This window comes from Streptomyces sp. JNUCC 64 (assembly GCF_054484115.1).
The window spans coordinates 6813101-6836948 of sequence record NZ_CM137015.1; the positions used below are offsets into that span (position 1 = coordinate 6813101).

22 protein-coding genes and 1 pseudogene are annotated in these 23848 nt (G+C 74.9%); 12 read left to right on the forward strand and 11 right to left on the reverse strand.

The features are described 5' to 3' along the window. The first annotated feature begins 550 nt into the window (after window positions 1-550). Window positions 551-1357 (forward strand): SGNH/GDSL hydrolase family protein, encoded by an 807-nt coding sequence (locus tag ACVWNX_RS28140; protein WP_454410990.1) that lies wholly within the window; start codon window positions 551-553, stop codon window positions 1355-1357. A 69-nt stretch (window positions 1358-1426) separates the two neighbouring features. Here the strand turns inward: ACVWNX_RS28140 and ACVWNX_RS28145 are convergent, their stop codons facing one another. Continuing rightward, the gene (locus tag ACVWNX_RS28145) at window positions 1427-2650 is read right to left on the reverse strand and encodes a serine/threonine-protein kinase (protein ID WP_454410991.1); all 1224 of its coding nucleotides are present in this window, start codon (window positions 2648-2650) and stop codon (window positions 1427-1429) included. Between the two features lie 292 nt (window positions 2651-2942). On the opposite strand from ACVWNX_RS28145, the gene ACVWNX_RS28150 reads away from it, so the two are divergent. Continuing rightward, a complete protein-coding gene (locus tag ACVWNX_RS28150) occupies window positions 2943-3212 on the forward strand; it encodes a hypothetical protein (RefSeq protein WP_454410992.1) in 270 nt (89 codons plus the stop codon). A 266-nt stretch (window positions 3213-3478) separates the two neighbouring features. On the opposite strand, the gene ACVWNX_RS28155 is transcribed toward ACVWNX_RS28150, so the two are convergent. Further along, on the reverse strand, window positions 3479-4237 hold the full coding sequence (locus tag ACVWNX_RS28155) for a GntR family transcriptional regulator (protein ID WP_454410993.1): 759 nt from the start codon (window positions 4235-4237) through the stop codon (window positions 3479-3481). A 44-nt stretch (window positions 4238-4281) separates the two neighbouring features. Further along, entirely contained in the window at window positions 4282-5631 is a 1350-nt protein-coding gene (gene hmgA / locus ACVWNX_RS28160) for a homogentisate 1,2-dioxygenase (RefSeq protein ID WP_454410994.1), read from the reverse strand. A 319-nt stretch (window positions 5632-5950) separates the two neighbouring features. On the opposite strand from hmgA, the gene ACVWNX_RS28165 reads away from it, so the two are divergent. The 3 genes from ACVWNX_RS28165 (at window position 5951) to ACVWNX_RS28175 (ending at window position 11053) form a co-directional block, all read left to right on the forward strand. Further along, entirely contained in the window at window positions 5951-8209 is a 2259-nt protein-coding gene (locus ACVWNX_RS28165; protein WP_454410995.1) for a molybdopterin-dependent oxidoreductase, read from the forward strand. A 133-nt stretch (window positions 8210-8342) separates the two neighbouring features. Continuing rightward, window positions 8343-9779, forward strand: a complete 1437-nt coding sequence (locus ACVWNX_RS28170) for a CitMHS family transporter (protein ID WP_454410996.1) — start codon at window positions 8343-8345, stop codon at window positions 9777-9779. Between the two features lie 35 nt (window positions 9780-9814). After that, window positions 9815-11053: an MFS transporter gene (locus ACVWNX_RS28175; protein ID WP_454410997.1), complete on the forward strand. Its 1239-nt coding sequence runs from the start codon at window positions 9815-9817 to the stop codon at window positions 11051-11053. Between the two features lie 371 nt (window positions 11054-11424). Here the strand turns inward: ACVWNX_RS28175 and ACVWNX_RS28180 are convergent. Then, a pseudogene (locus ACVWNX_RS28180) lies at window positions 11425-12042 on the reverse strand (TetR/AcrR family transcriptional regulator); the annotation flags it as partial. A gap of 148 nt (window positions 12043-12190) precedes the next feature. Here ACVWNX_RS28180 and ACVWNX_RS28185 point away from each other — a divergent pair. The 4 genes from ACVWNX_RS28185 (at window position 12191) to ACVWNX_RS28200 (ending at window position 15072) form a co-directional block, all read left to right on the forward strand. Continuing rightward, complete coding sequence (locus ACVWNX_RS28185) at window positions 12191-12478, forward strand: YiaA/YiaB family inner membrane protein (RefSeq protein WP_454410998.1); 288 nt, start codon at window positions 12191-12193, stop codon at window positions 12476-12478. Between the two features lie 151 nt (window positions 12479-12629). Next, window positions 12630-13253, forward strand: coding sequence for a TetR/AcrR family transcriptional regulator (locus ACVWNX_RS28190; RefSeq protein WP_454410999.1), 624 nt, complete (start codon window positions 12630-12632; stop codon window positions 13251-13253). A gap of 98 nt (window positions 13254-13351) precedes the next feature. Next, a complete protein-coding gene (locus ACVWNX_RS28195; RefSeq protein WP_454411000.1) occupies window positions 13352-14008 on the forward strand; it encodes an RNA polymerase sigma factor in 657 nt (218 codons plus the stop codon). Further along, window positions 14005-15072: a CU044_5270 family protein gene (locus ACVWNX_RS28200; RefSeq protein ID WP_454411001.1), complete on the forward strand. Its 1068-nt coding sequence runs from the start codon at window positions 14005-14007 to the stop codon at window positions 15070-15072. Before ACVWNX_RS28195 ends, ACVWNX_RS28200 begins: the two co-directional genes overlap by 4 nt. Window positions 15073-15157: 85 nt before the next feature. Here the strand turns inward: ACVWNX_RS28200 and ACVWNX_RS28205 are convergent, their stop codons facing one another. Further along, window positions 15158-15637 carry a MaoC family dehydratase gene (locus tag ACVWNX_RS28205; RefSeq protein ID WP_454411002.1) on the reverse strand — a complete coding sequence of 160 codons (480 nt, stop codon included), beginning with the start codon at window positions 15635-15637 and terminating at the stop codon, window positions 15158-15160. Window positions 15638-15763: 126 nt separating this feature from the next. On the opposite strand from ACVWNX_RS28205, the gene soxR reads away from it, so the two are divergent. After that, complete coding sequence (gene soxR / locus ACVWNX_RS28210; RefSeq protein ID WP_454411003.1) at window positions 15764-16345, forward strand: redox-sensitive transcriptional activator SoxR; 582 nt, start codon at window positions 15764-15766, stop codon at window positions 16343-16345. A 214-nt stretch (window positions 16346-16559) separates the two neighbouring features. On the opposite strand, the gene ACVWNX_RS28215 is transcribed toward soxR, so the two are convergent. Together ACVWNX_RS28215 and ACVWNX_RS28220 are read right to left on the reverse strand one after the other, a co-directional pair. Further along, on the reverse strand, window positions 16560-17162 hold the full coding sequence (locus ACVWNX_RS28215; protein ID WP_454411004.1) for a hypothetical protein: 603 nt from the start codon (window positions 17160-17162) through the stop codon (window positions 16560-16562). Between the two features lie 311 nt (window positions 17163-17473). Then, complete coding sequence (locus ACVWNX_RS28220) at window positions 17474-18748, reverse strand: exo-beta-N-acetylmuramidase NamZ family protein (protein ID WP_454411005.1); 1275 nt, start codon at window positions 18746-18748, stop codon at window positions 17474-17476. A 287-nt stretch (window positions 18749-19035) separates the two neighbouring features. Between ACVWNX_RS28220 and ACVWNX_RS28225 the strand changes: the two genes are divergently transcribed. Beyond that, a complete protein-coding gene (locus ACVWNX_RS28225; RefSeq protein ID WP_454411006.1) occupies window positions 19036-19629 on the forward strand; it encodes a TetR/AcrR family transcriptional regulator in 594 nt (197 codons plus the stop codon). Window positions 19630-19697: 68 nt separating this feature from the next. Here the strand turns inward: ACVWNX_RS28225 and ACVWNX_RS28230 are convergent, their stop codons facing one another. The 4 genes from ACVWNX_RS28230 to ACVWNX_RS28245 form a co-directional block, all read right to left on the reverse strand. Continuing rightward, a complete protein-coding gene (locus ACVWNX_RS28230) occupies window positions 19698-20012 on the reverse strand; it encodes a DUF202 domain-containing protein (protein WP_454411007.1) in 315 nt (104 codons plus the stop codon). Further along, complete coding sequence (locus ACVWNX_RS28235; RefSeq protein ID WP_454411008.1) at window positions 20009-20422, reverse strand: YidH family protein; 414 nt, start codon at window positions 20420-20422, stop codon at window positions 20009-20011. The genes ACVWNX_RS28230 and ACVWNX_RS28235 overlap by 4 nt, the downstream gene beginning before the upstream one ends. Beyond that, window positions 20419-20988 carry an NUDIX hydrolase gene (locus ACVWNX_RS28240; protein ID WP_454411009.1) on the reverse strand — a complete coding sequence of 190 codons (570 nt, stop codon included), beginning with the start codon at window positions 20986-20988 and terminating at the stop codon, window positions 20419-20421. The genes ACVWNX_RS28235 and ACVWNX_RS28240 overlap by 4 nt, the downstream gene beginning before the upstream one ends. 138 nt (window positions 20989-21126) lie before the next feature. Beyond that, complete coding sequence (locus ACVWNX_RS28245; RefSeq protein ID WP_454411010.1) at window positions 21127-22047, reverse strand: DMT family transporter; 921 nt, start codon at window positions 22045-22047, stop codon at window positions 21127-21129. 639 nt (window positions 22048-22686) lie between these two features. Between ACVWNX_RS28245 and ACVWNX_RS28250 the strand changes: the two genes are divergently transcribed. Next, the gene (locus ACVWNX_RS28250; protein WP_454411011.1) at window positions 22687-23637 is read left to right on the forward strand and encodes a hypothetical protein; all 951 of its coding nucleotides are present in this window, start codon (window positions 22687-22689) and stop codon (window positions 23635-23637) included. The last annotated feature ends 211 nt before the right edge of the window (window positions 23638-23848 follow it).

The following is a 23848-nucleotide window of genomic DNA, read 5'->3' on the forward strand; positions in this document are numbered from 1 at the left end:
GTCCGGCGGTCGGGCCACCGGGTTCGTCGTCGTCCTCGGAAGCGGGTGGATTGACGGATGTGGTGTGCATTGGCGGCTTTCCCCCCGAAGCGCCGGATGCGGGGCTTCAATGTGGCCCAGCCGCCGGGGCGCGGTCAAGACGTCCGGACGGGCACGGGGAGCGTTCCGGGGGGCGCGCGGACGGGGCGAACTTCCTTGGGAGCGAGCCCACTTGAGGGTTCCTCCGGATGAGGTGGCACCGGCCCGGCGGAGGGGCGCGACCTCCTTGGCGCCCGGTCCGGCGGCCCCGGTCGCGCCCCGGAGCCATGGGGCGTGAACGGAATCATGTGCGCCGGTCTGGTGGCGCACGCGCCGTGTGGTGCTCCTTGTGCATCCAGGGAAAGGCGCGGTGACGGTGCGTCATTCGATGGTCGGGGAAGGTAACCGGACGCCCGGAGCGTCAGCCACGGCGGTTCCGGGAAGGAGAACCGCAAGACTGTCATGAACACATCCATTCGGATGGTCGTCCGGTGCCGCGGTCGCCGCCGATTTCCTGCTAAAGGGAGGTTCCATGAGACATTCCCGACTCAAGGCGACCAAGGCCGCGTTCGTCGCGCTCCTCGTCGCCGCAGGACTCACCCTGACCGCCGCCGCCCCGGCCCAGGCCGCGGCCACCGGCTACGTGGCCCTGGGGGACTCGTACTCCTCCGGCCTCGGCGCCGGCGCGTACGACGGCGCGAGCGGCTCCTGCAAACGCACCCAGCGCGCCTACCCCGCCCGCTGGGCGGCCGCCCACTCTCCCTCCTCCTTCGACTTCACCGCCTGCGCGGGCGCCCGCACCAACGACGTCCTGGAGAAGCAACTCGGCCCGCTCGGCCGTGCCACCGGGCTGGTCAGCCTCACCGCGGGCGGCAACGACGCGGGCTTCGCGGACGTCATGACCACCTGCGTCACCAGCTCCGAGAGCACCTGTCTGGCCCGGATCGCCAGCGCCCGCTCCTATGTGAACGGCACGCTCCCCGCCCGGCTCGACACGCTCTACCGGGCGATCTCCGACCGGGCGCCCGCCGCCCGGGTGGTCGTCCTCGGCTACCCCCGCTTCTACCAGCTGAACGGCAACTGTGTGGCGGGGCTCTCCGAACGGGAGCGCGGGGCCATCAACTCCGCGGCCGACCTGCTGAACGACGTCACCGCCAAGCGCGCCGCCGACCACGGCTTCGCCTACGCGGACGTGGCCGGACGGTTCACCGGACATGAGATCTGCTCCGGCGACTCCTGGCTGCACAGCGTCAACCTGCTCAACATCAGCGAGTCGTACCACCCCAAGTCGGCCGGTCATTCCGGCGGGTACCTGCCCGCCCTGACCTCCGCCGTCTGACCCCGCGCCGTCCGGCGCGGCACCGGGGGCCCGTCGTCCGACGGGCCCCCGGTGTTTCCCCGCGGACGGTCAGCGCGCCGCGGCGACGGCCAGCGCCCCCGCCACCAGGACCAGCACCACCGTGGTGACGAGCGTCAGCACCAGGGCGCCGCACCCCCGCCGCCGCCCGGAGGCCGTGGCCCCGGTGTCGGGGTCCGGGACGACCGGGGCCGGGCCGTTGCCGCCAGCCCCCTCCCGTCCCGCCCCACCGGGCCCGCCCGTGCCGCCCGTCCCGTCAGGACCCGGGGAGGTGCCGGACGCCCCGGCCGCGCTCGACGCCCCGGACGCGCCCGTCCCGCCGACGGGCCCGCCGCCCGCCGCCACCAGCCGCAGCGCCCGCTGCGCCTGGTCCGCCGTCATCCGTGCGGCCGGGTCCTTGCGCAACAGCCCCTCGATGACCGGCGCCAGCGGCCCGGCGGACAGCGGTGCCGGCGGCTCCTCGTCCACCACGGCCCGCAGGGTGTCCGCCGGGGTGCCCCGCCGGAACGGCGAACGCCCCTCCACCGCCACGTACAACAGCACCCCCAGCGACCACAGGTCCGACTCCGGGGCCGCCCGCCCGCCCAGCGCCCGCTCGGGGGCCAGGTACTCGGGGGAGCCGGTGATCTCGCCCGCCCGGGTCAGCGCCGAGGTGCCCCCGGCCGTGGTGGCGATCCCCACGTTGGACAGCGTCACCCGGCCGTCGTTGGCGAGCAGGACGTTGCCCGGTCTGACGTCCCGGTGCAGTACGCCCACGCCGTGCGCGGCCCGCAGCGCGCCCAGCACCTCGGCGCCGATCCGGGCCGCCCGCCGGGCGGGCAACGGCCCCTCGGCGCCCAGTTCGTCCGCCAGTGAGAGCCCCCGGACCAGTTCCATCACGATCCAGGGCCGCCCGCCCTCCAGCGCCACGTCATGGACGGAGACCACCCCGCGGTGGGTGATGCGGGCGGCCGCCCGGGCCCCGCGTTCCACCCGCGCGTACAGCCGGGCCGTGGCGGTCACGCCCAGTCCGGCGGGGGCCCGTACCTCCTTGACGGCCACGTCCCGGCGCAGCGCCTCGTCCCGGGCCAGCCACACCGTGCCCGTGTCGCCCTCGCCGAGCGGGGACAGCAGCCGGTAACGGCCGCCGACCACCTCGACGGGCGGAATCCGGCCGCCCCCCGCGCCGTCACCGCCGTTCCCGGGGCCGTCCGCGCCGGTGCCGTGGGCGCGGCCCGCGCCGTCGTCGCCGTCCGTACCGTCCGTGTGGTCCGTGCCGTCTGGTCCCCGGGCCACCCGCGTCCCCCTTCACCGCGTCCGACGTCCCCAAAGTAAGGCCGTCCGCGCCGGGTGGCGACCCTCCGGGAACCCCCGGACCCGACCGCCCGGATCACTGCGCGCGAGGTGGTGAAAGAGGAGGGGCGCGCGCGGGTCGGTGCGCCGGGTGGGACGGTTGGTGCGACACCCCTCCGGGTGTGCGTCCCGGTGTCGCCTGGCGTGTCACCGGAGGCGGGATACCGGGGTGTGACGGTGGGGAGATAGGGTTACCCTGCCCGGGCCGGGTGCCCTCGTACGGGTGGGGAGAGAAATGGAACCGATGACAGTCCGTGGCAGGGCGCGCGTCCCTGCCATCACATGCGGAAGCAGCGCGACCAGTACGCGTCTGGACCGGCACCTCGCGGTGCTGGGCGGGCCCGCCATACCGCAGCGCGAGGCGGCCGAGGCCACCCTGCTGATGCGTGAGCTGACCACGCGCACCACCGCCCACGAGGCGACCGGCCGGGGGGCCCGGGTGCGGCGCGTGTCGCTCTTCGCCCCGCTGCGCCGACTGCGCCGCTCGCTCTTCGGCGGCCACTAGCCGCCACCGAGGCACACGACCCGTCGGCCGCGAGGGCGCCCCGGAGCGTCCCCGGCACCGTCCTTCCCGTGCGCCCCGCGCCCGGGCCGTGTGCCCTTCGATCCGCCCCCGGCTTCCTTCGGCGTGCCCGCCCGGTGTTCCCGACCGGCGGGTCCGTCCCCGTTCCCGTCGTTGCCGCCGTTCCCGTCCGTCGTTCGCGCGGTGGTGCGTCCCGCGCGCGCCGTGGCACCGGCTCCTCCCCGGCCGGTGCGCGCCGTCACCGTGGCTCAGGCGGGCGGATGGGCGTCCAGGCTGACGGTGAACGAGAACCGGTCGCCCCGGTAGTGGATCACCGCGAGGTCGAGCACCCGGCCGTCCTCGTCGTGGATCACCCCCGTGTAGTGCAGGATCGGACTGAGCAGCGGCACGTCCAGCAGCCGTGCCGTGTCCGGGTCCGCGAGCCGGGCCTCCACCGTGTCGGTGATCCGGCCGATCCGGGCGCCCGCCACGTCCCGCAGCACCTTGGTCATCGGCCAGCGCTCCAGGTCCGCCGGGTCCATCCGGTCGGCCAGCTCCGGACGGACGTAGTTGCGCGCGTGGTTGGTGGGCTCCCCGGTCCCCTCGTCGCTGCGCAGCCGGTGGTAGGTGGCCACCTCGGTGAGGTCCGGGAAGAGGTCCGCGTAGGGGTGGGGCACCGGGACCCGGCCGTGCTCCAGCAGCCGGGTCGTCATCCCCGACTGCTGGGCCACGATCGCGTCCACCGACCCCAGCAGCCGCACCGGCGCCCCCCGCCGCGCGGCCGGTTCGATGAAGGTGCCCCGTCTTCGGTGGCGGCTGATCAGCCCCTCGTCCTCCAGCTCCTTCAGGGCCTGGCGCATGGTGAGCACGCTGACCCCGTAGTGCGCGGCGAGGCGCTCCTCGGTGGGCAGCCGCAGCGGGGCGTCCGGGTCCCGCCCGAGTATCGAGGCCCTGAGCGACTGGGACACCTGGTACCACAGGGGCAGCTTGCGGTTCAGGACGATCGAGTCCGGGGCGAAAGCGATCACGACGTCTCCGAATCGTCCGGTGCGGCGGCCCCGGGGACGCGCCGTCAGAGGTGGTGCGGGAAATGGCGCTCCAGACCTTGCCACACATCGTCGTACCCGCGCTGGAGGTGGTCCGCGCGGGCGGCCTGGGCGGTGGCGACCACGGGCCACCGGGTCTCGAACATGAAGGCAAGCCCGTCGTCGATCCGCTGCGGCACCAGCTCGGCGGCGCTCGCCCGGTCGAAGGTCTCCCGGTCCGGCCCGTGCGCCGACATCATGTTGTGCAGGGAGCCGCCGCCCGCCACGAACCCGCCCTCGCCCCCGGCCTTGGCGTCGTAGGCGCCCTCGATCAGCCCCATGTACTCGCTCATCACGTTGCGGTGGAAGTACGGCGGGCGGAAGGTGTCCTCCCCGACCAGCCAGCGCGGCGCGAAGACCACGAAGTCCACCGCCGCCAGACCGGGCGTGTCCGAGGGCGAGGTGAGCACGGTGAAGATCGACGGGTCCGGGTGGTCATAGCTGAGGGAGCCGATGACGTTGAAGGTCCGCAGGTCGTAGACGTACGGGGTGTGGGTGCCGTGCCAGGCGACGACGTCCAGCGGGGAGTGGTCGTAGGTCGCGGTCCACAGGTTCCCGCAGAACTTGTTCACCACCTCCACGGGGCCCTCGGACTCCTCGTAGGCGGCGACCGGCGCCCGGAAGTCCCGCGCGTTGGCCAGTCCGTTGGCGCCGATCGGGCCGCGCTCGGGGAGCTGGAAGGGGCGCCCGTAGTTCTCGCACACGTAGCCGCGCGCCGTGGACGCCTCCCCGCCGGGCGCCGGGTCCAGCGGATCGGCCCGGAAGCGCACCCCCCGGGGGACCAGCGCGACCTCGCCGGGCCGGACCGCCAGCAGTCCCAGCTCGGTGCGGAGCAGCAGCCCGCCGCGCTCGGGGACGATCAGCAGCTCCCCGTCCGAGTCGCTGAACACCCGGTCCATCGGGGCGTTGGCGTGGTAGAGGTGCACCGCCATCCCCGACCGGCTCGCCGCGTCGCCGTTGCCGCCGAGCGTCCACAGCCCGGACAGGAAGTCGGTGCCGGGCGCGGGCGCGGGCAGCGGGTCCCAGCGCAGCCGGTTGGGATCGGGCACCGTCTCGGTGAAGGGCGCCGTGCGCAGGGCGCCGTTGCCGACCGGGCGGAAGGCGGGGTGCGCGGCGGACGGCCGGATCCGGTAGAGCCAGGTGCGGCGGTTGTCGGCGCGGGGCTCGGTGAAGGCGCTGCCGCTGAGCTGCTCCGCGTACAGCCCGAGGGGGGCGCGCTGGGGCGAGTTGCGGCCCAGCGGCAGCGCGCCCGGGACCGCCTCGGTGCTGTGTTCGTTGCCGAACCCGGTCAGATAGGTCAGTGTTCCGGCGGTCTCCCGGGCGGCGTCCCCGCTCATCGGCACTCCCTCGTTCAGCCATTCCTCTGTACCACCGTAGGATTCGGCCCCCGCTCGCGCAAGGGATGCGCGCCCCGCGTCCCCGGGCTCAAGGCGTCGCACCCGGTTCCCCGGGTCGCTCGCCGAGTCCGGCCAACTTCCCCGCAGTGCCCGGGACTTGTGGTGTGGCGGTGTGCCGGGTGAAGGATGTGACGGGACTCCCCCACTGGTCCATACCAGTCGGTATGCTCTACGGGACCGCTGCCCGCCGAGTGCCGTTCCGCACCGTGGAGTCCCCATGCCGTCAGGGTCCTTAACGTCCCCCGCGTCACCGTCCCCCGTGCCCGGAGCCCCCCGGACCGCCCTGCGGGTGTGCCCGCTGTGCGAGGCGACCTGCGGACTCACCCTCACCATCGAGGGCACCGCCGTCACCGGCGCGGGCGGAGACCGCGAGGACGTGTTCAGCCGCGGGTTCATCTGCCCCAAGGGCGCCCTGTTCGGCAGCGTCGACGGTGACCCCGGCCGGCTCACCCGCCCCCTGCTGCGCAAGGCCGGACGACTGGTCGAGGTCGGCTGGGACGAGGCGTTCGACGCCGTCGCCGCCGGGCTGCGCCCCGTCATCGAGACCCACGGCCCCAACGCCGTCGGGGTGGTCCTCGGCAACCCCGGCGTCCACACCGTGGCGGGCGTCCTCTACCCGCCGCTGCTGGTCAACGGGATCGGCACCCGCAGCCTCTTCACCGCCACCACCCTCGACCAGATGCCCAAGCACGTCTCCAGCGGCCTCCTCTTCGGCGACGCCCACGCCGTCCCGGTGCCCGACCTGGACCGCACCGACCATCTGCTCCTCCTCGGCGCCAACCCCGTGGAGTCCAACGGCGGTCTGTGCGCCGCCCCGGACTTCCCCGGCCGGCTGGAGGCCCTGCGCGCCCGGGGCGGCACCCTCACCGTGATCGACCCCCGCCGCACCCGCACCGCCCGTCTCGCGGACCGCCACGTCCCCATCCGCCCCGGCACCGACGCCCTGCTGCTGGCCGCCATGGCCAACGTGCTGTTCGCCGAGGGCCTCGTCCGCCTCCGCCACCTCGCCCCGCACGTCAGCCAGGTCCCCGAGGTCGGCCGGGCCCTGGTGGAGTTCACCCCGGAGGCCGTCGCCGACGCCTGCGACGTGACGCCCGCGACGATCCGGGCCCTGGCCCGGGAACTGGCCGCCGCGCCCACCGCGGCCGTATACGGCCGCATCGGCAGCGGAGTGCTGTTCGGCACCCTCACCAGCTGGCTGGTCGACGTCCTCAACGTCCTCACCGGCAACCTCGACCGTCCCGGCGGCGCCCTCTTCCCCCAGTCCGCCACCGACCGGCCGCCCCGCCCCGCCGGACCGGGCCGGGGCTTCCCCCTCGGCCGCTGGCGCAGCCGGGTGAGCGGCCACCCCGAGGTCAAGGGGGAGCTGCCGATCGCCGCCCTCTCCGAGGAGATCGACACCCCCGGCGCGGGCGTCCCCGGCGGCCTCGGCGGCGGCCCGCTGCGGGCCCTGATCACCAGCGCCACCAACCCCGTGCTGTCCGCCCCCGGCGGCGACCGCCTCGACCGGGCCCTGGCCGGGCTGGACTTCATGGTCAGCGTCGACCCGTACCTCAACGAGACCACCCGGCACGCCCATGTCGTGCTGCCCCCGCCGAGGCCCTCGCGCAGCCCCCACTACGACTTCGCGTTCAACATGGTCGCGGTGCGCAACCAGGCCCGCTACAGCCGTCCCGCCGTCCCCCTCGACCCCGGCGCGATGGCCGAGACCGAGATCCACGCCCGGCTGGTCCTCGCCGCCACCGGACGCCACGGCGCCGACCCCTCGGAGGTGGACGCCCTCGTCGTCGGCACCACCCTCCGGCAGGCCGTCGCCGACCCCTCGGGCCCGGTCCACGCCCGGGACCCCGAGGCCCTCGCCGCCGAGCTGCACGGCGCCTGCGGGGCCGAACGCCGCCTCGACCTGATGCTCCGCCTCGGCCCCTACGGCGACGGTTTCGGCGCCCGGCCCGACGGGCTCACCCTGCGCCGGCTGCTCGACGCCCCGCACGGGGTGGACCTGGGACCGCTGCGCCCCCGGCTGCCGCAGCCCCTCGCCACCCGCAGCGGCCGGGTCGAACTGCTGCCGCCGCCGATCGTCGCCGACCTCACCCGGCTCGCCCTCGCCCGGCACGACCGGCCCGGCGGGTTCGTCCTGGTCGGACGGCGTGATCTGCGCTCCGGCAACAGCTGGCTGCACCACGTGCCCGGCTTCGGCGGCGGCTCCCGCGACCGCGACCTCCACGTCCACCCGGAGGACGCCGGACGCCTCGGCCTCGCCGACGGCGACCGGGTCCGGGTCACCGGCTCCGGAGGGACGGTGGAGGTGCCGGTCGGGATCACCGACTCGGTCCGCCCCGGAGTGGTCAGTCTGCCGCGCGGCTGGGGCCACGACCGGTCCGGCACCCGGTTGCGGATCGCCACCGCGAATCCCGGTGTGAACGTCAACCGGCTCCTCGACGGCAGCCTGCTCGACCCCCTGTCCGGGACCGCCGTGCTCAACGCGCTCCCCGTACGCCTCACGGTCATCCCGTCGTGACCTGGACTTTCGCGCTTATTGCTCTCATGTCAACATCTTGTTAACTCCCTGCCGCGCGACCTAACGTCCTGCTGACCGCAGGCCCTGGTGTGAGAGCCACACGGTTCAAGGGCGAACGTTAGGTAATCCACTCATGCTGACCATCCTCGGCTTTGCCATGATCGCGACCTTCCTGGTCCTGATCATGATGAAGAAGGTCTCGCCGATCGCGGCGCTGGTCCTCATCCCCGCTCTGTTCTGCGTGCTCGTCGGCAAGGGGGCGAACCTCGGCGACTACGTCATCGAGGGCATCGGCGACCTCGCGCCCACCGCCGCGATGCTGATGTTCGCCATCGTCTACTTCGGGGTGATGATCGACGTCGGCCTCTTCGACCCGATCGTCCGGCTGATCCTGCGGTTCGCCAAGGCCGACCCCCTGCGGATCGTCGTCGGCACCGCGCTGCTCGCCGCGATCGTCTCGCTGGACGGCGACGGCTCCACCACCTTCATGATCACCGTCTCGGCGATGTACCCGCTGTACAAGCGGCTGGGGATGAGCCTGGTCGTGATGACCGGCATCGCCGCCACCGCCAACGGCGTCATGAACACCCTGCCCTGGGGCGGCCCCACCGCCCGCGCGGCGACCGCCCTCAAGCTCGACGCCAGCGAGATCTTCGTCCCGATGATCCCGGCCCTGGCCGTCGGTCTGCTCGCCGTCTTCGCCCTCGCCTACGTCCTGGGCCGCCGCGAGCGCAAGCGCCTCGGCTACCTCTCCCTCGACGAGGTCATCGAGGGGGAGACCACCGACGAGAAGGTCCTGGTCGGCGCGGGCGGCGAGAAGGGCAAGGGCAAGGGCGCGGCCAAGAGCACCGTCAAGGGCACCGGCTCCGGCGCCACGACCGGCTCCGCCGCCACCGCCGCCGGTGACGACGACGAGGAGCACGAGGGCTTCCACGTCCTCGACCCCAACCGGGCCACCCTGCGCCCCAAGCTCTACTGGTTCAACGCGGGCCTCACCATCGCCCTGCTCACCGCCATGATCATGGAGCTGCTGCCGATCCCGGTGCTCTTCATCCTCGGCGCCGCCCTCGCCCTGACGGTGAACTTCCCGCACATGCCGGACCAGAAGGCCCGGATCGCCGCCCACGCCGAGAACGTCCTGAACGTCTCCGGCATGGTCTTCGCCGCCGCCGTGTTCACCGGCGTCCTCCAGGGCACCGGCATGGTCGACGACATGGCCAAGGCCGTCGTCTCCGCCATCCCCGACTGGATGGGCCCGCAGATGGCCCTGGTCACCGGTGTGCTGTCGATCCCGTTCACGTACTTCATGTCCAACGACGGGTTCTACTTCGGCATCCTCCCGGTCCTCGCCGAGGCGGGCGCCGCCCACGGGGTGCCCCCGCTGGAGATCGCCCGGGCCTCCCTGGTCGGTCAGCCGCTCCACATGTCGAGCCCCCTGGTCCCGGCCGTCTACGTCCTGGTGGGCATGGCTAAGGTCGAGTTCGGCGATCACACCCGGTTCACCGTGAAATGGGCCGCGCTCACCTCCCTGGTGGTGCTCGGCGCCGGGTTCCTGTTCGGCATCCTCTGAGAGCCGGGCGGGCGCGCCCGAAGGGAAGGCGACACGTGTCCATACCCGGCGACACACCCGGCGACAGACCCGGCGGCGCGCGCCGTTACTGGCTGCTCCGCCTGGTCATCGCGTTCGCCTTCGCGCAGGCGGCCGTCTCCATGGCCCGCCCGGCGGTGTCCTACCGGGCCCTGGCCCTGGGCGCCGACGAGCGGGCCATCGGCGTCATCGCGGGCGTCTACGCCCTCCTCCCGCTCTTCGTGGCCGTCCCGCTCGGCCGCCGCACCGACCACGGCCGCTGCGCCCCGCTGCTGCCCGCCGGGGTCGTCCTCATCGCCGGGGGCTGCGCGCTCAGCGCCACCGCCGGCTCGCTGACCGCGATGGCCGCCTGGAGCGGGGTGATGGGACTCGGCCACCTCGCGTTCGTGATCGGCGCCCAGTCCCTGGTCGCCCGCCAGTCCGCCCCCGCCGACCAGGACCGCAACTTCGGCCACTTCACCATCGGCGCCTCGCTCGGCCAGCTGATCGGCCCGATCGGCGCGGGCCTCGTCGTCTCCGGCCAGGGCGCCGAACTCGCCCGCACCAGCGCCCTCGCCCTGGTGGCCGCCGCCGTCACCGGCGCGGTCGGGCTGGCCTCCCTGTGGCGCGTCGAACACCGGGCCGCCCCCGGCCGGGCGTCCGCCGCCGGGACCCCCGGCGGGCCCGGCGGCCCCGTTCCCGTCCATCGCATCCTGCGGACCAAGGGGGTGCCCGGGGGCATCTTCATCAGCCTCGCGGTGCTGTCCGCCACCGACGTCCTCACCGCCTATCTGCCGGTCCTCGGCGAGGACCGGGGGATCAGCCCCCTGGTGATCGGACTGCTGCTGAGCCTGCGGGCCGCGGCCACCATCGCCTGCCGACTGGCCATCACCCCGCTGCTCCGGATCCTCGGCCGGACCGTCCTGCTGGTGGCGAGCTGTCTGCTGGCGGGCCTGCTGTGCGCGGGCGTCGCGCTGCCGGTGCCGGTGTGGGCGCTCGCGCTGATGCTCGCCCTGCTGGGCTTCTGCCTCGGCGCGGGGCAGCCGCTCTCCATGACCACCGTGGTCCAGGCCGCCCCGCCCGACGCCCGCTCCACCGCCCTCGCCCTGCGGCTCACCGGCAACCGGCTCGGCCAGGTCGCCGCCCCGGCCGCCGCGGGTCTGGTGGCCGGGAGCGCGGGGACGGGCGCCCCGTTCGTGCTGATGGGCGTGTTGCTGGCCGGTTCGGCGGGCCTGGCGCTGCCCCCTCGGGGGCCCCGTGCGGGGGCCACCGGATAGACCCGGCGGGGCGGGGCGCCTCCTCAGGTCCTCGCGCGGGCCTCATGGGCGGGGTCCCGGGCCGGGTGAGTGGTGTCCCGGGCGTCGCGCCCGGCGCCTTGGGCGGGCGCCGCCGGGTCCGGGGCGCCCTCGCGCGCGGCGCCCCGCGCGTGCGCCGCCGGGTCGGGGACGCGTCCCGCCGGGTCCGGTGTGGGCGTCGCCGGGTCCCGGGCCTCACGCCCCGTGGCTCCGGCCTCACACGGGGCGCCCCGGACGTCCGTCACGGTGTCCTGGGCGGCCGAGGCGTCCCGGACGGCCGCCACGGTGTCTCCGGTCTCCCGCCCGGCTCCGGCCTCCCGCGAGGTCCCGGGCTCCCGTGCCGTCCCCCCGGGGTACCGCAGCGCCAGCCCGTCCAGCAGCGCGGCCAGCCCCGTCTCGAACGCCCGGTCGTCCACCAGCGGCCGCCGCTCCGCCAGCAGGTGTGCCTGCCCCAGCCGGGGGTAGGCCGCCCGGTCGTAGGCGTCCACGTCGTCGACGAAGCCCCCGGCGAACGACCCCAGCGCCGAACCCATCACGAAGTACCGCATGGCCGCCCCCACCGAGGTCGCCTGCGCGGGCGGCCACCCCGCGTCCACCAGCGCCCCGAACACCGCGTCCGCGAGCCGCAGCGCGGCGGGCCGTCGCCCCGGCCCCCGGGCGAGCAGCGGCACCACGTGCGGATGGGCGCTCAGCGCCCGCCGGTAGGACACCGCCCAGTCGCCGAGCGCGGTGCGCCAGTCCCGGCCGTCCTCGAACACCGACAGGTCGACCTGCGCGCTCACCGAGTCCACGACGGCGTCGAGGATCTCGTCCTTGGTCCGGAAGTGGTTGTAGAGGGAGGGCCCGCTCACCCCCAGCTCCGCGGCGAGCCGACGGGTCGACAACGCCGCCAGCCCCTCCGCGTCCACCAGGCCGAGGGCCGTCTCGACGATGCGTTCCTTGCTGAGGAGGGGTCTGCGGGGTCTGGGCATGCGCCACATCGTAGGGCCGTCCACGCCCGCCGACGGCCCCCTCCGGACACCGGTTCCCGGGGCCCGCGCACGGTCGGCGCCGCCGTGAGTACGGGTCTGAGTAGCCGTACGGATGTGGTTCCGGCCACACCGGGGCGAAGCTCGGGGCATGAGCGAATCACCGGTCAAGCAGCAGTCGACGGCGGCCTTCTACGGCCAGGCCGTCGTGTCCTTCGTCATCGCCCTGGTGGCGATGGGCGTGGGCATCGCCAAACTGGACGCCGACGCGTGGGTCCGGGGCTTCCTCGCCATCTCGGTCCTCTACCTCGTCACGTCGAGCTTCACGCTCGCCAAGGTGATCCGGGACCGCCAGGAGGCGGACCGCATCCACAGCCGGGTGGACCGGGCCCGGGTGGACAAGCTGCTGGCCTCCCACGACCCCTTCGAGAAGCTCTGAGGTGCCACCACGCCCCGGGTGCGGCAAGATCCGCGAGAAACGGCCTAAGCGCCCGCTCACCCCCTCGGGGTATCGTGGCGTCGGGCCCGCGCGACCCCCGGCCCCCGGCCACCGGACCCGGCCGACGGGGGCGAGGGAGAGGGAGCACCTGATGACTGCGGCGGACGATACGGGCGGCGCCCCGCTGTGGGACGGGGTCACGCCGGACGCGGCCCGGCGGCTGCTGGTCGCCGCGGTGGAGGCGTTCGCCGAGCGCGGCTACCACGCCACCACCACCCGGGACATCGCGGCCCGCGCCGGGATGAGCCCCGCCGCCCTCTACATCCACTACCGGACCAAGGAGGAACTCCTCCACCGGATCAGCCGGATCGGCCACGACCGGGCCCTGGACGTCCTGCGCCGCGCCGCCGACCGGCCCGGCACCCCCGCCGACCGGCTCGCCGACGCCGTCCGCTCCTTCGTCGGCTGGCACGCGGCCCAGCACACCACCGCCCGGGTCGTGCAGTACGAACTCGACGCCCTCGGCGAGGAGGCCCGCGCCGAGATCGTGGCGCTGCGCCGCCGCACCGACGCGGTGGTCCGCGACCTCGTCGAGGAGGGCGTGCGCGCGGGCGAGTTCGCGGTGGAGGACGTCCCCGGCACCACGGTCGCCGTGCTGTCGCTCTGCATCGACGTGGCCCGCTGGTTCAACGTGACGGGCCGCCGCACCCCCGACGAGGTGGGCGCGCTCTACGCCGACCTGGTGCTGCGGATGGTCGGCCACCGGGAGCCCTGAGGGTCCGCCCCCGGGACGGGACGGGGTCGCTCGGGGCGGCTGAACGGGGGCGGGGGAACCCGGAGGGAACCGCCGCCGTCGCGCGGACACTTCCCCATGTGGAGTCCCTACTGAACGAACGCGTCCGGTCCGGCGACCGGGCGGCGTTCGCCGAGATCTTCGACGCGCACGCCCGGGCGGTCTACGCGCACGCCGTCCGGACGACGGGTGACTGGGCCCTCGCCGAGGACGTCATGTCGCTGACCTTCCTGGAGGCGTGGCGGCTGCGCGACAAGCTGCGCGGGGAGGTCCGCAGCGTGCGGGCCTGGCTGCTCGGCATCGCCACCAACGTGCTGCGCAACACCGCGCGGACCGCTCGCCGCCACCGTGCCGCGATGTCCCGGCTGCCGCCTCCCGAACCCTTCCCCGACCCCGCCGACGCGGTGGTCGGACGGCTCGCCGACGGTCAGCGGCTGGCCGCCGCGGCCCGCGCCCTGCGACGGCTGCGGCGGGGCGAACGCGAGGTGTTCGCCCTGGTCGTCTGGTCGGACCTCGGGTACGCGGCCGCCGCCGAGGCGCTGGGCGTGCCGGTGGGCACCGTCCGCTCCCGGCTCTCCCGCGCCCGGGAGAGGCTGCGCGGGCTGGTCGAGGAGGAACTGGCGGCCGACCGGCCGCCTTCCGGAGGCGGCCCCGCCCCGAGGCCCCCGGCACCCCCGGCACCCCCCACGTGCTCGACGACAGAGACCGGCACCTCCCACGGGAAGGGCATCGCATGATCCCGCACTCGCACGAGCCGCACGAGCCGCACGAGCCGCACGAGCCGCACGAACCGAGCGAACCGAGCGAACCGAGCGAACTCCGCGAACGCGCGGCGGCGGCCCGGACGCTGCCCCCCGCGCCCTGCCCCGGGCCGCCCCCCGAGCGGCTGCGCCACCGCCGGGACCATCTGCTCGCCGAAGTGGACCGGTCGTCCGGCCCGTTCGCCCGCCCGTATCCCCGTCCCCGGCGGCGGACGCTGATGGCGCTGGCCGCCGTCACCGCCGCCACGGTGACCGCCACCGTCCTCGTTCTCGGACCCGGTGACGAACCGGCCCGCCGGGACGGCGGCCCGCCCGCCACCGCCGCGACGGTACGGCTGCTGGAACGCGCGGCGCTGGCCGCCGCCGCGACACCCGTGGAGGCACGGGGACGGAAGTACGAGTACGCCAAGGTGGTCGGCCACAGCTCCTCGCTCACCGAACGTCCGGAGGACGGCCGGATGGAACTGGCCCGCGAGGACGCCGGGATGGAGGAGTGGCGGTCGGTGGACGGCAGCGCGCCCACCCTCCGACGCGCGGACGGCGAGGACATGACGCTGTCGGACTCCCCGCCGGGCGAGGGGAACCTGGACTCGCCCACGTACGCGTACATGTCCACCCTGCCGACCGACCCCGAGCGCCTCCTCGACCTCGTCTACGAGGACACCTTGCGCAACCACGGTCCGGGCAGCGACTCGACCAAGGGACCCGACCAGCACGCGTTCGTCATGATCGGAGACCTGCTGCGGCAGACGGCGGCGCCCCCCGAGGTCACCGCCGCCCTCCTCCGGGCCGCCGCCCGCATCCCCGGGGTCGTCACCGTGCCCCGGGCGGTGGACGCGGCCGGTCGCCGGGGCGTCGCGGTCGCCCGGTCGCACGACGGCGAACGGGAGGAGTGGATCTTCGATCCCCGGACCTGGCGGTACCTCGGGAAGCGCTCGGTCCTGCTGGAGGACGGTCCCTGGGGGAAGGCGGGGGAGACGGTGGACTCCACCGCCGTGGTCAGGACGGGCTTCACGGACGTGGCGGGCCGGGTGCCGTGACCGGGACGACGGGATCGCGCGGGGTCCGGCCGCCCGGAAGGCCCGGAAGCTCCTGAACCCCGGCGTATCCGGAACCCCGGCGGGCTCAGAACGAGTAACGGGAGACGGTCTCGGCCACGCACACCGGCTTCCCGCCGCCCTCGCGCTCCACGGTGACCAGGGTGACGACCTGGACCCCGGACGTCCCGCCCGCGACCGGCGGGACGTCCCGCACCCCGAGCGGTTCCACCGTGGCCCGCAGCCGCGAGCCCACCGGCACCGGCGCGGGGAACCGCACCCGGTCGCTGCCGTAGTTGAGGCCCAGTCGGGCGCCCGCCACCCGCATCACCCCCGCCGTCAGCAGGGGCAGCAGCGACAGCGTCAGATACCCGTGGGCGACGGTGGTCCCGAACGGGCCGTCCGCCGCCCGCTCCGGGTCGACGTGGATCCACTGGTGGTCGCCGGTCGCCCCGGCGAAGAGATCGACGCGTTTCTGGTCGATCTCCAGCCACTCGCCGGGCCCCAGCCGGGTACCGACGGCTGCCCGCAGCTCCCCGGCGGAGGTGAAGACCCTCGGCCCCGTCATCCCGCTGACCTCCCGCGCGGCACCGCCGGTACCGCTTCCGTCCTGGTCCGCCCAGCATCCGGGGGCGGTCGGACCCTGTCAACGCGGGGCGGCCGGGCGGGCCCCGGGGTGGGTAGGCTGCGAAGGGTGCCTCAGATCCCGGTCAAGATCAACGAACTCACGGTCGGCCAGCTCGCCGTCCGCAGTGGAGTCGCCGTCTCCGCGCTGCACTTCTACGAGTCCAAGGGGCTCATCAGCAGTCGCCGCACCTCCGGCAACCAACGCCGCTTCCACCGGGACGCGCTGCGCCGGGTGGCCTTCATCCGGGCCGCGCAGCGGGTGGGCATCCCGCTCGCCACCATCCGGGACGCCCTCGCCGAACTGCCGGAGGAGCGCACCCCGACCAGGGAGGACTGGGCCCGGCTGTCCCGGACCTGGCGCACGGAGCTGGACGAGCGCATCCGACAGCTCGGACGGCTGCGCGACCACCTCACCGACTGCATCGGCTGCGGCTGCCTCTCCCTGGAGAACTGCGTCCTGTCCAACCCGGACGACGCCTTCGGCGAGAAGCACACGGGTTCGCGGCTGCTGCCGTCCCACCTCCAACGGTCCGCCCCGCCCGGACCGGACACCCCCGCCCCCGGCGTCGCGGACACCCCCGCTCCGTCCTGCGCCGACGCCTCCTCCCCGCCCACCGTGGAGGAACCGCTCCGCCCGCCCCTGGACTGACACCGTCCCGGTGCCGCCGTCCCCGGGGCCGTCGCGGTCCCGGGCCGAAGCCCGTTCCGGTGCCCCCGCGCCCGGCGGTGCTTCCGCCCGGCGGGGCCTCCCGTCGACGCCGTCGGCCCGCTGACGTCACCGGCCCGCCGACGCGGTTCCGGCGCGTCACGATCGTGTCGGGGCCGCCCCCGTCCGTCCCTCTGACCGGCCCCTGGTCGAACCCCTACACCCCCACCAACGCCCGCGCCCGCTGCGCCCGGGCCACCGCCCCCGTCGTCAGCACGGGGCGCGGGACGACGATCCCGCAGGTCCGGCAGACCGCCCCGGACGACGGCTCGTGCGTCAGGTCGTGCCGCCACAGCAGCCGTTCGTCACCACAGACGGGGCACTCGTCACCCGCCTCCCGCTCCAGCGCGGCGATCAGCCGCCGCAGCACGTCCCCCAGCGCGGCCCCGGGGTGCACCCGGGGGTCCTCGCACCAGGCGACCCCGAAACCGCCCCAGGTCAGCCGGTGCCAGTCGTCGGCGCTGCCGGGCCGCCGCAGGCCGTCCTGCTTCTCCCGCCGCCGCCGCTGGGCGAACGCGGTCTCGTAGGCGAGCCACACCGCGCGGGCGTCCTCCAGCTCGTCGAGCGCCGCCACCAGCCGTGCCGGGTCGGGCGAACGGTCCTCGGGCCCGAAGCCCGCCCGGGCGCACAGATGGTCCCAGGTGGCCCGGTGCCCGTAGGGCGCGAACCGTTCCAGACACTTGCGCAGGGAGTACCTGCGCAGTGCCAGGTCATTGCGGGGGTCCCGCACCTGTCTCGCGAGACTCCGGAATCCGGCCATCCTTCTGCACCTCCGTCACTTACGCGACTGCGCGCGTCAGACGTCGTTCGGGCGTTTCCGAATAGACGAATGAGGGACCGGATTGGCTCCCTCTCATCTTCGACGGATGTGCGTACCTGGCCGGAACTTGTCGTTCTGGAGCCCATCAGTCCCGGTCGCGGGTTCGGCCCCCGGAAGAAGTTGACGAATTGTTCATTGCCGGGGACGGTCCGGACGCCCCGGCCGGTCGTCCCCGACAGCGACGCCCGTCCGCCCGCTCGGCCGGACCGGAGCGGGGAGGGCCGAGGCCCCCGCACTCCGGCCCGCCGGGGTCAGCCGTACGCCAGGTACCTCCGTCGCACCGCGCGGAACGCGGACAGCTCCGTCCGCCAGGCCGCCACCACCTCGTCCGTCCCGGCCCCGGCGTCGATCAGGGTGCGCACCAGCGGCGATCCGGTGAGGTGGTCGACCCAGTGGGTGCCCGGCGCCCGGTCGAACCGCCAGACGAACCCGTTCCACACCCGGCGCGCGGTGACCAGCAGTCCGATGCCGGTGCGGACCGGATCGAAGACCTCCCGGTCGTGGACGTGCAGTTGGACGCCCCCGACCGTGGTCCCGGCGAACTTCCCCGAGATCGGCGTGAAGTACGCCTCGCGCAGCCGTACGCCCGGCAGCTCCAGCTCGTTGGCGGCGGCGGCCCAGCGGCCGTCCAGGCCCTGGGCGCCGAGCAGTTCGAAGGGCCGGGTGGTGCCGCGTCCCTCCGAGAGGTTGGTGCCCTCGAAGAGGCAGGTGCCCGCGTAGACGAGGGCGGTCTCCGGGGTCGGCACGTTCGGACTCGGCGGCACCCAGGGCAGTCCCGTCGCGTCGTGGAAGTCCCCCCGCCGCCAGCCGGACATCGGCACCGTGTCCAGCTCGACCGGGCCCGTCAGGTACTCCCCGGCGAACAGCCGGGCCAGCTCCGCGACCGTCATCCCGTGCGCCTGCGCCAGCGGCTCCCGTCCCACGAAGGTCGCGAACTCCCTGCGCAGCACCGGCCCGTAAGCGTTCCGTCCGGTCACCGGGTTGGGCCGGTCCAGCACCACCACCCGCTTGCCCGCGAGGCCCGCCGCCTCCATGCAGTCGTACAAAGTCCAAATATAAGTGTAGAAACGCGCGCCGATGTCCTGGATGTCGAAGACGACGGTGTCCACCCCCGAGGTCCGGAAGACCTCCGCGAGCCGTTCGCCGCGCAGCCGGTAGGTGTCGTGGACGGGCAGTCCCGTCGCGGGGTCGTCGTGACGGCCCTCGGAGCCGCCCGCCTGGGCGGTGCCCCGGAAGCCGTGCTCCGGGCCGAACACCGCGACCAGGTCCACCCGGTCGTCGGCGTGCATCACGTCCACGACGTGCCGCAGATCGCGGGTGACCCCGGTCGGATTGGTGACGATCCCGACCCGCTCGCCCGCCAGCCGGGCGTAGCCCTCCGCCGCCAGCCGCTCGAAACCGGTCAGCGTCCGTCGGCGCGGCCCCGGGCCGTGGGCGGCGGCGGGCCCGGCCGTACCGGCTCCGGCGCCCGTGGCCAGCGCGGCGCCGCCCGTCGCGGTCAGCAGTCCCCGTCGGGAGACGGTCATGAGGCGACCTCCGTCTTCGGACAGACCCAGGCGAAAAGCGTCATGTTCAGACCTTCCGGTGGGAAAAGCGGTCATCGTCGCGCACGCTAGCGCGCGGACCGTCCGGGCGGAACGGCACGGCACCGGGGTGTCAGCGCCCCTCGGCCGACCGGGTGCCGGACCCCCTCGCGCCGGACGCCCCGGGCGGCGGTAGGGTCCAGCCCGTCCCGGGGCCGCCCGGTGACCGCCGGAGCCCGTTCCACGACCGGAGCGGCCCGGCCCACGACCACGGAAAGGCGGGTGCGCACGTGCCCAGGACGACCGACGGAGACGGCGTCCCCGTCCCCCAGCGGCTCTTGGCGGCGGCCACCCGCCTCTTCGCCGACCGGGGGTACGACCGCACCTCCGTCCAGGACATCGTGGAGGCCGCCGGGGTCACCAAGGGCGCGCTCTACCACTACTTCGGATCCAAGGAGGACCTGCTCCAGGAGATCTACGCGCGGACCCTGCGTCTGATGCAGGAACGTCTCGACGCCGTCGCCTCGTCCGACGCGCCCGTCGAGGCCCGGCTGCGGCAGGCCGCCGCGGACGTCGTCGTCCTCACCCTGGAGAACCTCGACGACGCCGTCATCTTCCAGCGCTCCACGCACCAGCTCAGCCCCGGGAAGCTGCGCCGGGTCCGGGCCCAGCGGCGGCGCTACCACGAGCGGTTCCGCGCCCTCGTCGAGGAGGGCCAGGCCACCGGGGTCTTCAGCACCGAGACCCCGGCCGACCTCGTCGTCGACTACCACTTCGGCTCGGTGCACCACCTGCCGGTCTGGTACCGGGCGGACGGCGCCCTCAGCCCCCGGCAGATCGCCGACCACCTCGCCGGACTGCTGCTGCGCGCCCTGCGCCCCTGACGGCGCCCTCCGATGCGTACGCCGGGCGTCCCCGCCCCGGCGTACGGCGGCCGGGGCCGCCCGGGAGGTCAGAACACCACCACCGCCGCGCACCCCGCGAGGGCCACCGCGCACACGGCGGTGACCGTCGCCAGCCGGGGCGCCAGCGCCTCGGGCTCGGGCCCCTCGGCCAGTTGCCGCGTCCTGCGGTGCGCGACCGCCAGGAACCCCAGCCACACCAGGACGCAGAGGGCGCCCGCCACCGCGCGGGCCGCCGGGGTGCCCCCGTCCGTCATGGACCGCACCGCGAGGACGGCCACCACCGTCGAGGTCAGCGTGGTGCGGCGCCACGCCAGCCGGGTGCGTTCGGGCTGGAGCCCGGGATCACGGCCGGGGCCGTTCATCCCGCCCAGCCCGCCAGCACGATCACGACCATCGCCAGCGCCACCACCGCCACCACCAGGCTCAGCAGCGCGGGGAACCGGGTCACCGGCAGGTCCTCGCCCCGCCGCATCGCCCGTTCGCAGCGCACCCAGTGGTTCACCGAGCGCAGGGCGCACAGCACCCCCGCCGCGAGCAGCGCGAGGGCCAGTCCGACCCGCCAGCCCCAGCGCAGGTCCGGCAGGAACTGGTCGACCGCGAAGCCGCCGCCGATCAGCGCCAGCGCGGTCCGCAGCCAGGCCAGGAAGGTGCGTTCGTTGGCGAGGGAGAAGCGGTAGTCGGGGGTGTCGCCCTCCCGGGCGATCCGCTGCGGCGTGAACCAGAGCCGCAACGAGGCCAGCGCGCCCGGCACCCGCCCCGCGTCCCCGCTCATCCCGCCTCCCCGGGGCCGCCGCCGGGGTGGCTCCCCGGGGGCCCGGCGGCGCGGTGGGCGCGCAGTCGCCGGTACGCCTCCACCCCGTCCGGCACCCAATCCCAGTCGTCGAGCCGGTCCAGCAGCTCCTCCTCGGGCAGGAAGGCGTGCCAGGCCACCTCCTCGGGCTGGGGGCGCACCGGCAGCGCGCAGCGCACCTCGTGGACGGCCGACCACCAGGAGCCGCCGCCGGAGTCGCGGTACAGGAAGGTGAACAGGGGGGTGGGCGCGGGCAGTCCGGTGACGCCCAGCTCCTCCTCGGCCTCGCGCAGGGCGGCCGAGGCGTAGTCCTCACCGGCGCCGACCACTCCGCCCACGAACATGTCGTGGAGCGAGGGGAAGGCCAGTTTGGTGGCGGTGCGGCGGTGGACGAACACCCGGTCCTCCGGATCGCGGACGAAGACGAACACGCAGCGGTGCGTCAGCCCGCGCGCGTACACCTCGCCCCGGGGCGCCCGCCCCACGACCCGGTCCCGCTCGTCCACCACGTCGAGTATCTCGTCCGCGGACCCGCCACCCTCACCCATGTCTCCATCCAATCACCGCCCCATGAGTCCCGCGATTCACCCCCGTCACTTCCGTATCGGCCCTGGTCCGGGCCCGTCCGACGACGCCCGAGCCGTCCGCGAGAGCCCCGCCCCGGACGGAAACACCCGGCACGGAACTCACCCCCCGCCCCCCTGCGCCCCCGCCGCCCCGTGGTGCAGTTCGCCCGCCCGGGCGAACCGCTCCGCGCCCCTCGGCAGCGCCGGATGCAGTCCCAGCAGCACGATGCCGCCCACCGCCGCCGCGAGCCCCGCCGCCTCCCAGGCCAGCGCGGCGGGGTCGGTCCGCAGCCGGTCCCCGAGGAACCCGACCCCGCACAGGATCCCGGCGAGCGGCTGCGCGGCGGTCAGCGAGGGCAACGACATTCGCAGCGGCGCCGTCTCGAACGCGCTCTGCACCAGCAGCAGCCCCGTCACCCCGAGCGCCAGCACCGCGTACGGCTGCCAGGTGGTCACCACCGCGATCAGCCCCCCGTCGCCGAACCGCAGTCCGGTCACCCGGGTCAGCGCGTCCTGTACGCCGTACAGCAGCCCGGCCGCGGCCCCCAGCAGCACCGGTGCCACCACCAGCCGGGACCGCAGCGCCAGCACCACCAGCAGCGCCGCGCACCCCAGCACCGGCCCGATCACCAGCCACTGCCGCCAGGGGTCCGCCACCGCCTCCCCGGCCTGGGGGTGCCCCGCGACGATGAAGGCGCTCACCCCGCCCGCGAGCAGCGCCAGCCCGCCCCAGCCCTGGGCCCCCAGCGGCTGTCCGGTCCGCCAGCGCGACAGGGTGAGCGCGAACAGCAGATGGGTCGCCAGCAGCGGCTCCACCAGGCTCACCTGGCCGTGCCCGAGGGCCAGCGCCCCGAGCACCATCCCGCACGCCATCAGCGCGATCCCGGCCAGCCAGCGCGGCATCCGCACCAGGTCCAGCAGCAGCCGGAAAGAGAGGAAGTCACCGAGCGGCGCCCGCTGCGCCGCGTCCTGCTGGAGGACGAACCCGAAGCCCAGACAGCAGGCCGCGCTCACGGCGAGCACCACCACGAGTACCGACACGCCCCGGACCACCTCACGACCGCCGGGCCCGGCGCGCCGGGCGTCCGGACAGGACCGGCGCGGCCCGTCCCGCCGCCGTTCGACCGGCCGGGGGCGACCGCGCCCGGGAACGGACCGCGTCGGGGGAGTTGACGCGCGTCGATCCCGTCCCCAAGGATCTGACCCATCAGTAACCTCCAGTATCCCAGCCGCCGCCCCACCCCGCTGGGGCGGCGGAGCGCGCCCGGCCGGAGCGGCGGCGCGGTCGGCGTACGGCGCCGGGGCGATCCGCGGCCCCGCCGGAACCGGCCACCCCCGGAACCGAAGCGCGTGTACACGTCATCCGTGGGGTAGGACGCCTCCACGCGACGGAGCGGAACGGAACGGGCGCCGTCCCGGAGAGGGGGGAGGCGCCGTCCCGGAGCCGGGACGGGAACGCGTCCGCCGGGACGGTCGCGTTCCGGGGCGGCGGTTCGCCCGGCGAGCCTCCGCCGGCGACGGCGAGTGGGGAGGAAGCGGCACCGAAGGGACAACCCGGTCCGACCGTAGGGCACTTGACACGTGTAGGTAATCCGATGGCTCTTGACTAGGGGAGCCCGCTACCGGTTTGCTGTCCGTGATCATTCGCTCAACAGACCGTGTCGGGGAGGAAGTCCCGCGGTGACGCCACCCCCACCGCCTCTGGGTCGCTCACGCAAGCGCAGCGCGCACGCGTTCGATGCCGCCCTCGATGACGCGCCCCTCGCCACCGCGCGCACGGCGCTCGCCCAGGGCCGCTGGTCCACCGCCCGTGGACTGCTGGTCGACACGGGCGACGACTGGGACCGCCGGGGCCACCGCATCACGGTCCTCGCCCAGGAGAGCACCACCCTCGCCTGGGCCCAGGACTGGCGGATCGCGGAGCCCGAGTCCGCCGACGCGGTCGTCCTGGTCGCCCTCGCCACCGTGTGGCGCGCGCTGCGCGGCAAGGCCCGTCCCGACGCCGCGCGGGCCGCCTGCCGCGCCGCCGCCGGATTGCTGCCCGACGATCCCACCCCCTGGCTGGGACTGCTCGTGCTGGAGCGGTCGCTGGGCGCCGAGGAGGACGTGGTCCGGCTCTTCGACGAGGTCCGCCACCGCCACCCCGAGCACCACCACGCCCACCACCTGATGATCGCCCGGCTCGCCGAACGCCGCGCGGGCGCCGGACAGGACCCCATGCACGAGGTCTACGACTTCGCCTCCTGGGCGGCCGAACAGGCCCCGGCGGACTCCCCGTTGGCGATCCTCCCGGTCGTCGCACACGCCGAGCGCTACCGGGTGCTCGCCGCCGCCGGGACCGAGCCCGTCGACCCGCTGTCCTCGGGGCACTGGGTCGGCCGCCGCGCCCGTCAGGTGATGAAGGCCGCCTTCGACTGGTGGCTGGAGTGGGAGCGGGAGGACCACCCCCGCAACCGCGTCGACCTCAACTTCCTGGCCCACGCCAAGTACTGCGGAGGCAGGGGCGCCGAAGCCGCCGCCCTCTTCCACCGCATCGGCAACCACATCACCCCCGACCCCTGGTCCTATCCGGACCGGGACCCGTTCGAGGCGTTCCGGGAGGCGCGCGGCGTCTCCCTGGGCACCACCTGACGGGCCCCTTCCCACCGCGCCCACGGCGTCCGGCGCGGTAGCACCACCCCGCACCACGGGTACCTTCCGGTACCCCGCACCACGTACCACCCGCACGACGGCACCACCGCGCCACCGGACGGCACACCAGTGCGACGTACGCACGTACCGCGCGCTCCCCGTCCGGGGGACGGCACCCCGCGCCCGCACCAGGGCGCGGACCGGCCCGGCC

Excerpts from the sequence above, each read along its gene's own strand:
- ACVWNX_RS28140 (WP_454410990.1), top strand. The coding sequence starts at position 551 with ATGAGACATTCCCGACTCAAGGCGACCAAGGCCGCGTTCGTCGCGCTC.
- ACVWNX_RS28150 (WP_454410992.1), top strand. The coding sequence starts at position 2,943 with ATGGAACCGATGACAGTCCGTGGCAGGGCGCGCGTCCCTGCCATCACA.
- hmgA (WP_454410994.1), bottom strand. The coding sequence starts at position 5,631 with ATGAGCGGGGACGCCGCCCGGGAGACCGCCGGAACACTGACCTATCTG.
- ACVWNX_RS28170 (WP_454410996.1), top strand. The coding sequence starts at position 8,343 with ATGCTGACCATCCTCGGCTTTGCCATGATCGCGACCTTCCTGGTCCTG.
- ACVWNX_RS28185 (WP_454410998.1), top strand. The coding sequence starts at position 12,191 with ATGAGCGAATCACCGGTCAAGCAGCAGTCGACGGCGGCCTTCTACGGC.
- ACVWNX_RS28190 (WP_454410999.1), top strand. The coding sequence starts at position 12,630 with ATGACTGCGGCGGACGATACGGGCGGCGCCCCGCTGTGGGACGGGGTC.
- ACVWNX_RS28200 (WP_454411001.1), top strand. The coding sequence starts at position 14,005 with ATGATCCCGCACTCGCACGAGCCGCACGAGCCGCACGAGCCGCACGAG.
- ACVWNX_RS28205 (WP_454411002.1), bottom strand. The coding sequence starts at position 15,637 with ATGACGGGGCCGAGGGTCTTCACCTCCGCCGGGGAGCTGCGGGCAGCC.
- ACVWNX_RS28215 (WP_454411004.1), bottom strand. The coding sequence starts at position 17,162 with ATGGCCGGATTCCGGAGTCTCGCGAGACAGGTGCGGGACCCCCGCAAT.
- ACVWNX_RS28220 (WP_454411005.1), bottom strand. The coding sequence starts at position 18,748 with ATGACCGTCTCCCGACGGGGACTGCTGACCGCGACGGGCGGCGCCGCG.
- ACVWNX_RS28230 (WP_454411007.1), bottom strand. The coding sequence starts at position 20,012 with ATGAACGGCCCCGGCCGTGATCCCGGGCTCCAGCCCGAACGCACCCGG.
- ACVWNX_RS28235 (WP_454411008.1), bottom strand. The coding sequence starts at position 20,422 with ATGAGCGGGGACGCGGGGCGGGTGCCGGGCGCGCTGGCCTCGTTGCGG.
- ACVWNX_RS28240 (WP_454411009.1), bottom strand. The coding sequence starts at position 20,988 with ATGGGTGAGGGTGGCGGGTCCGCGGACGAGATACTCGACGTGGTGGAC.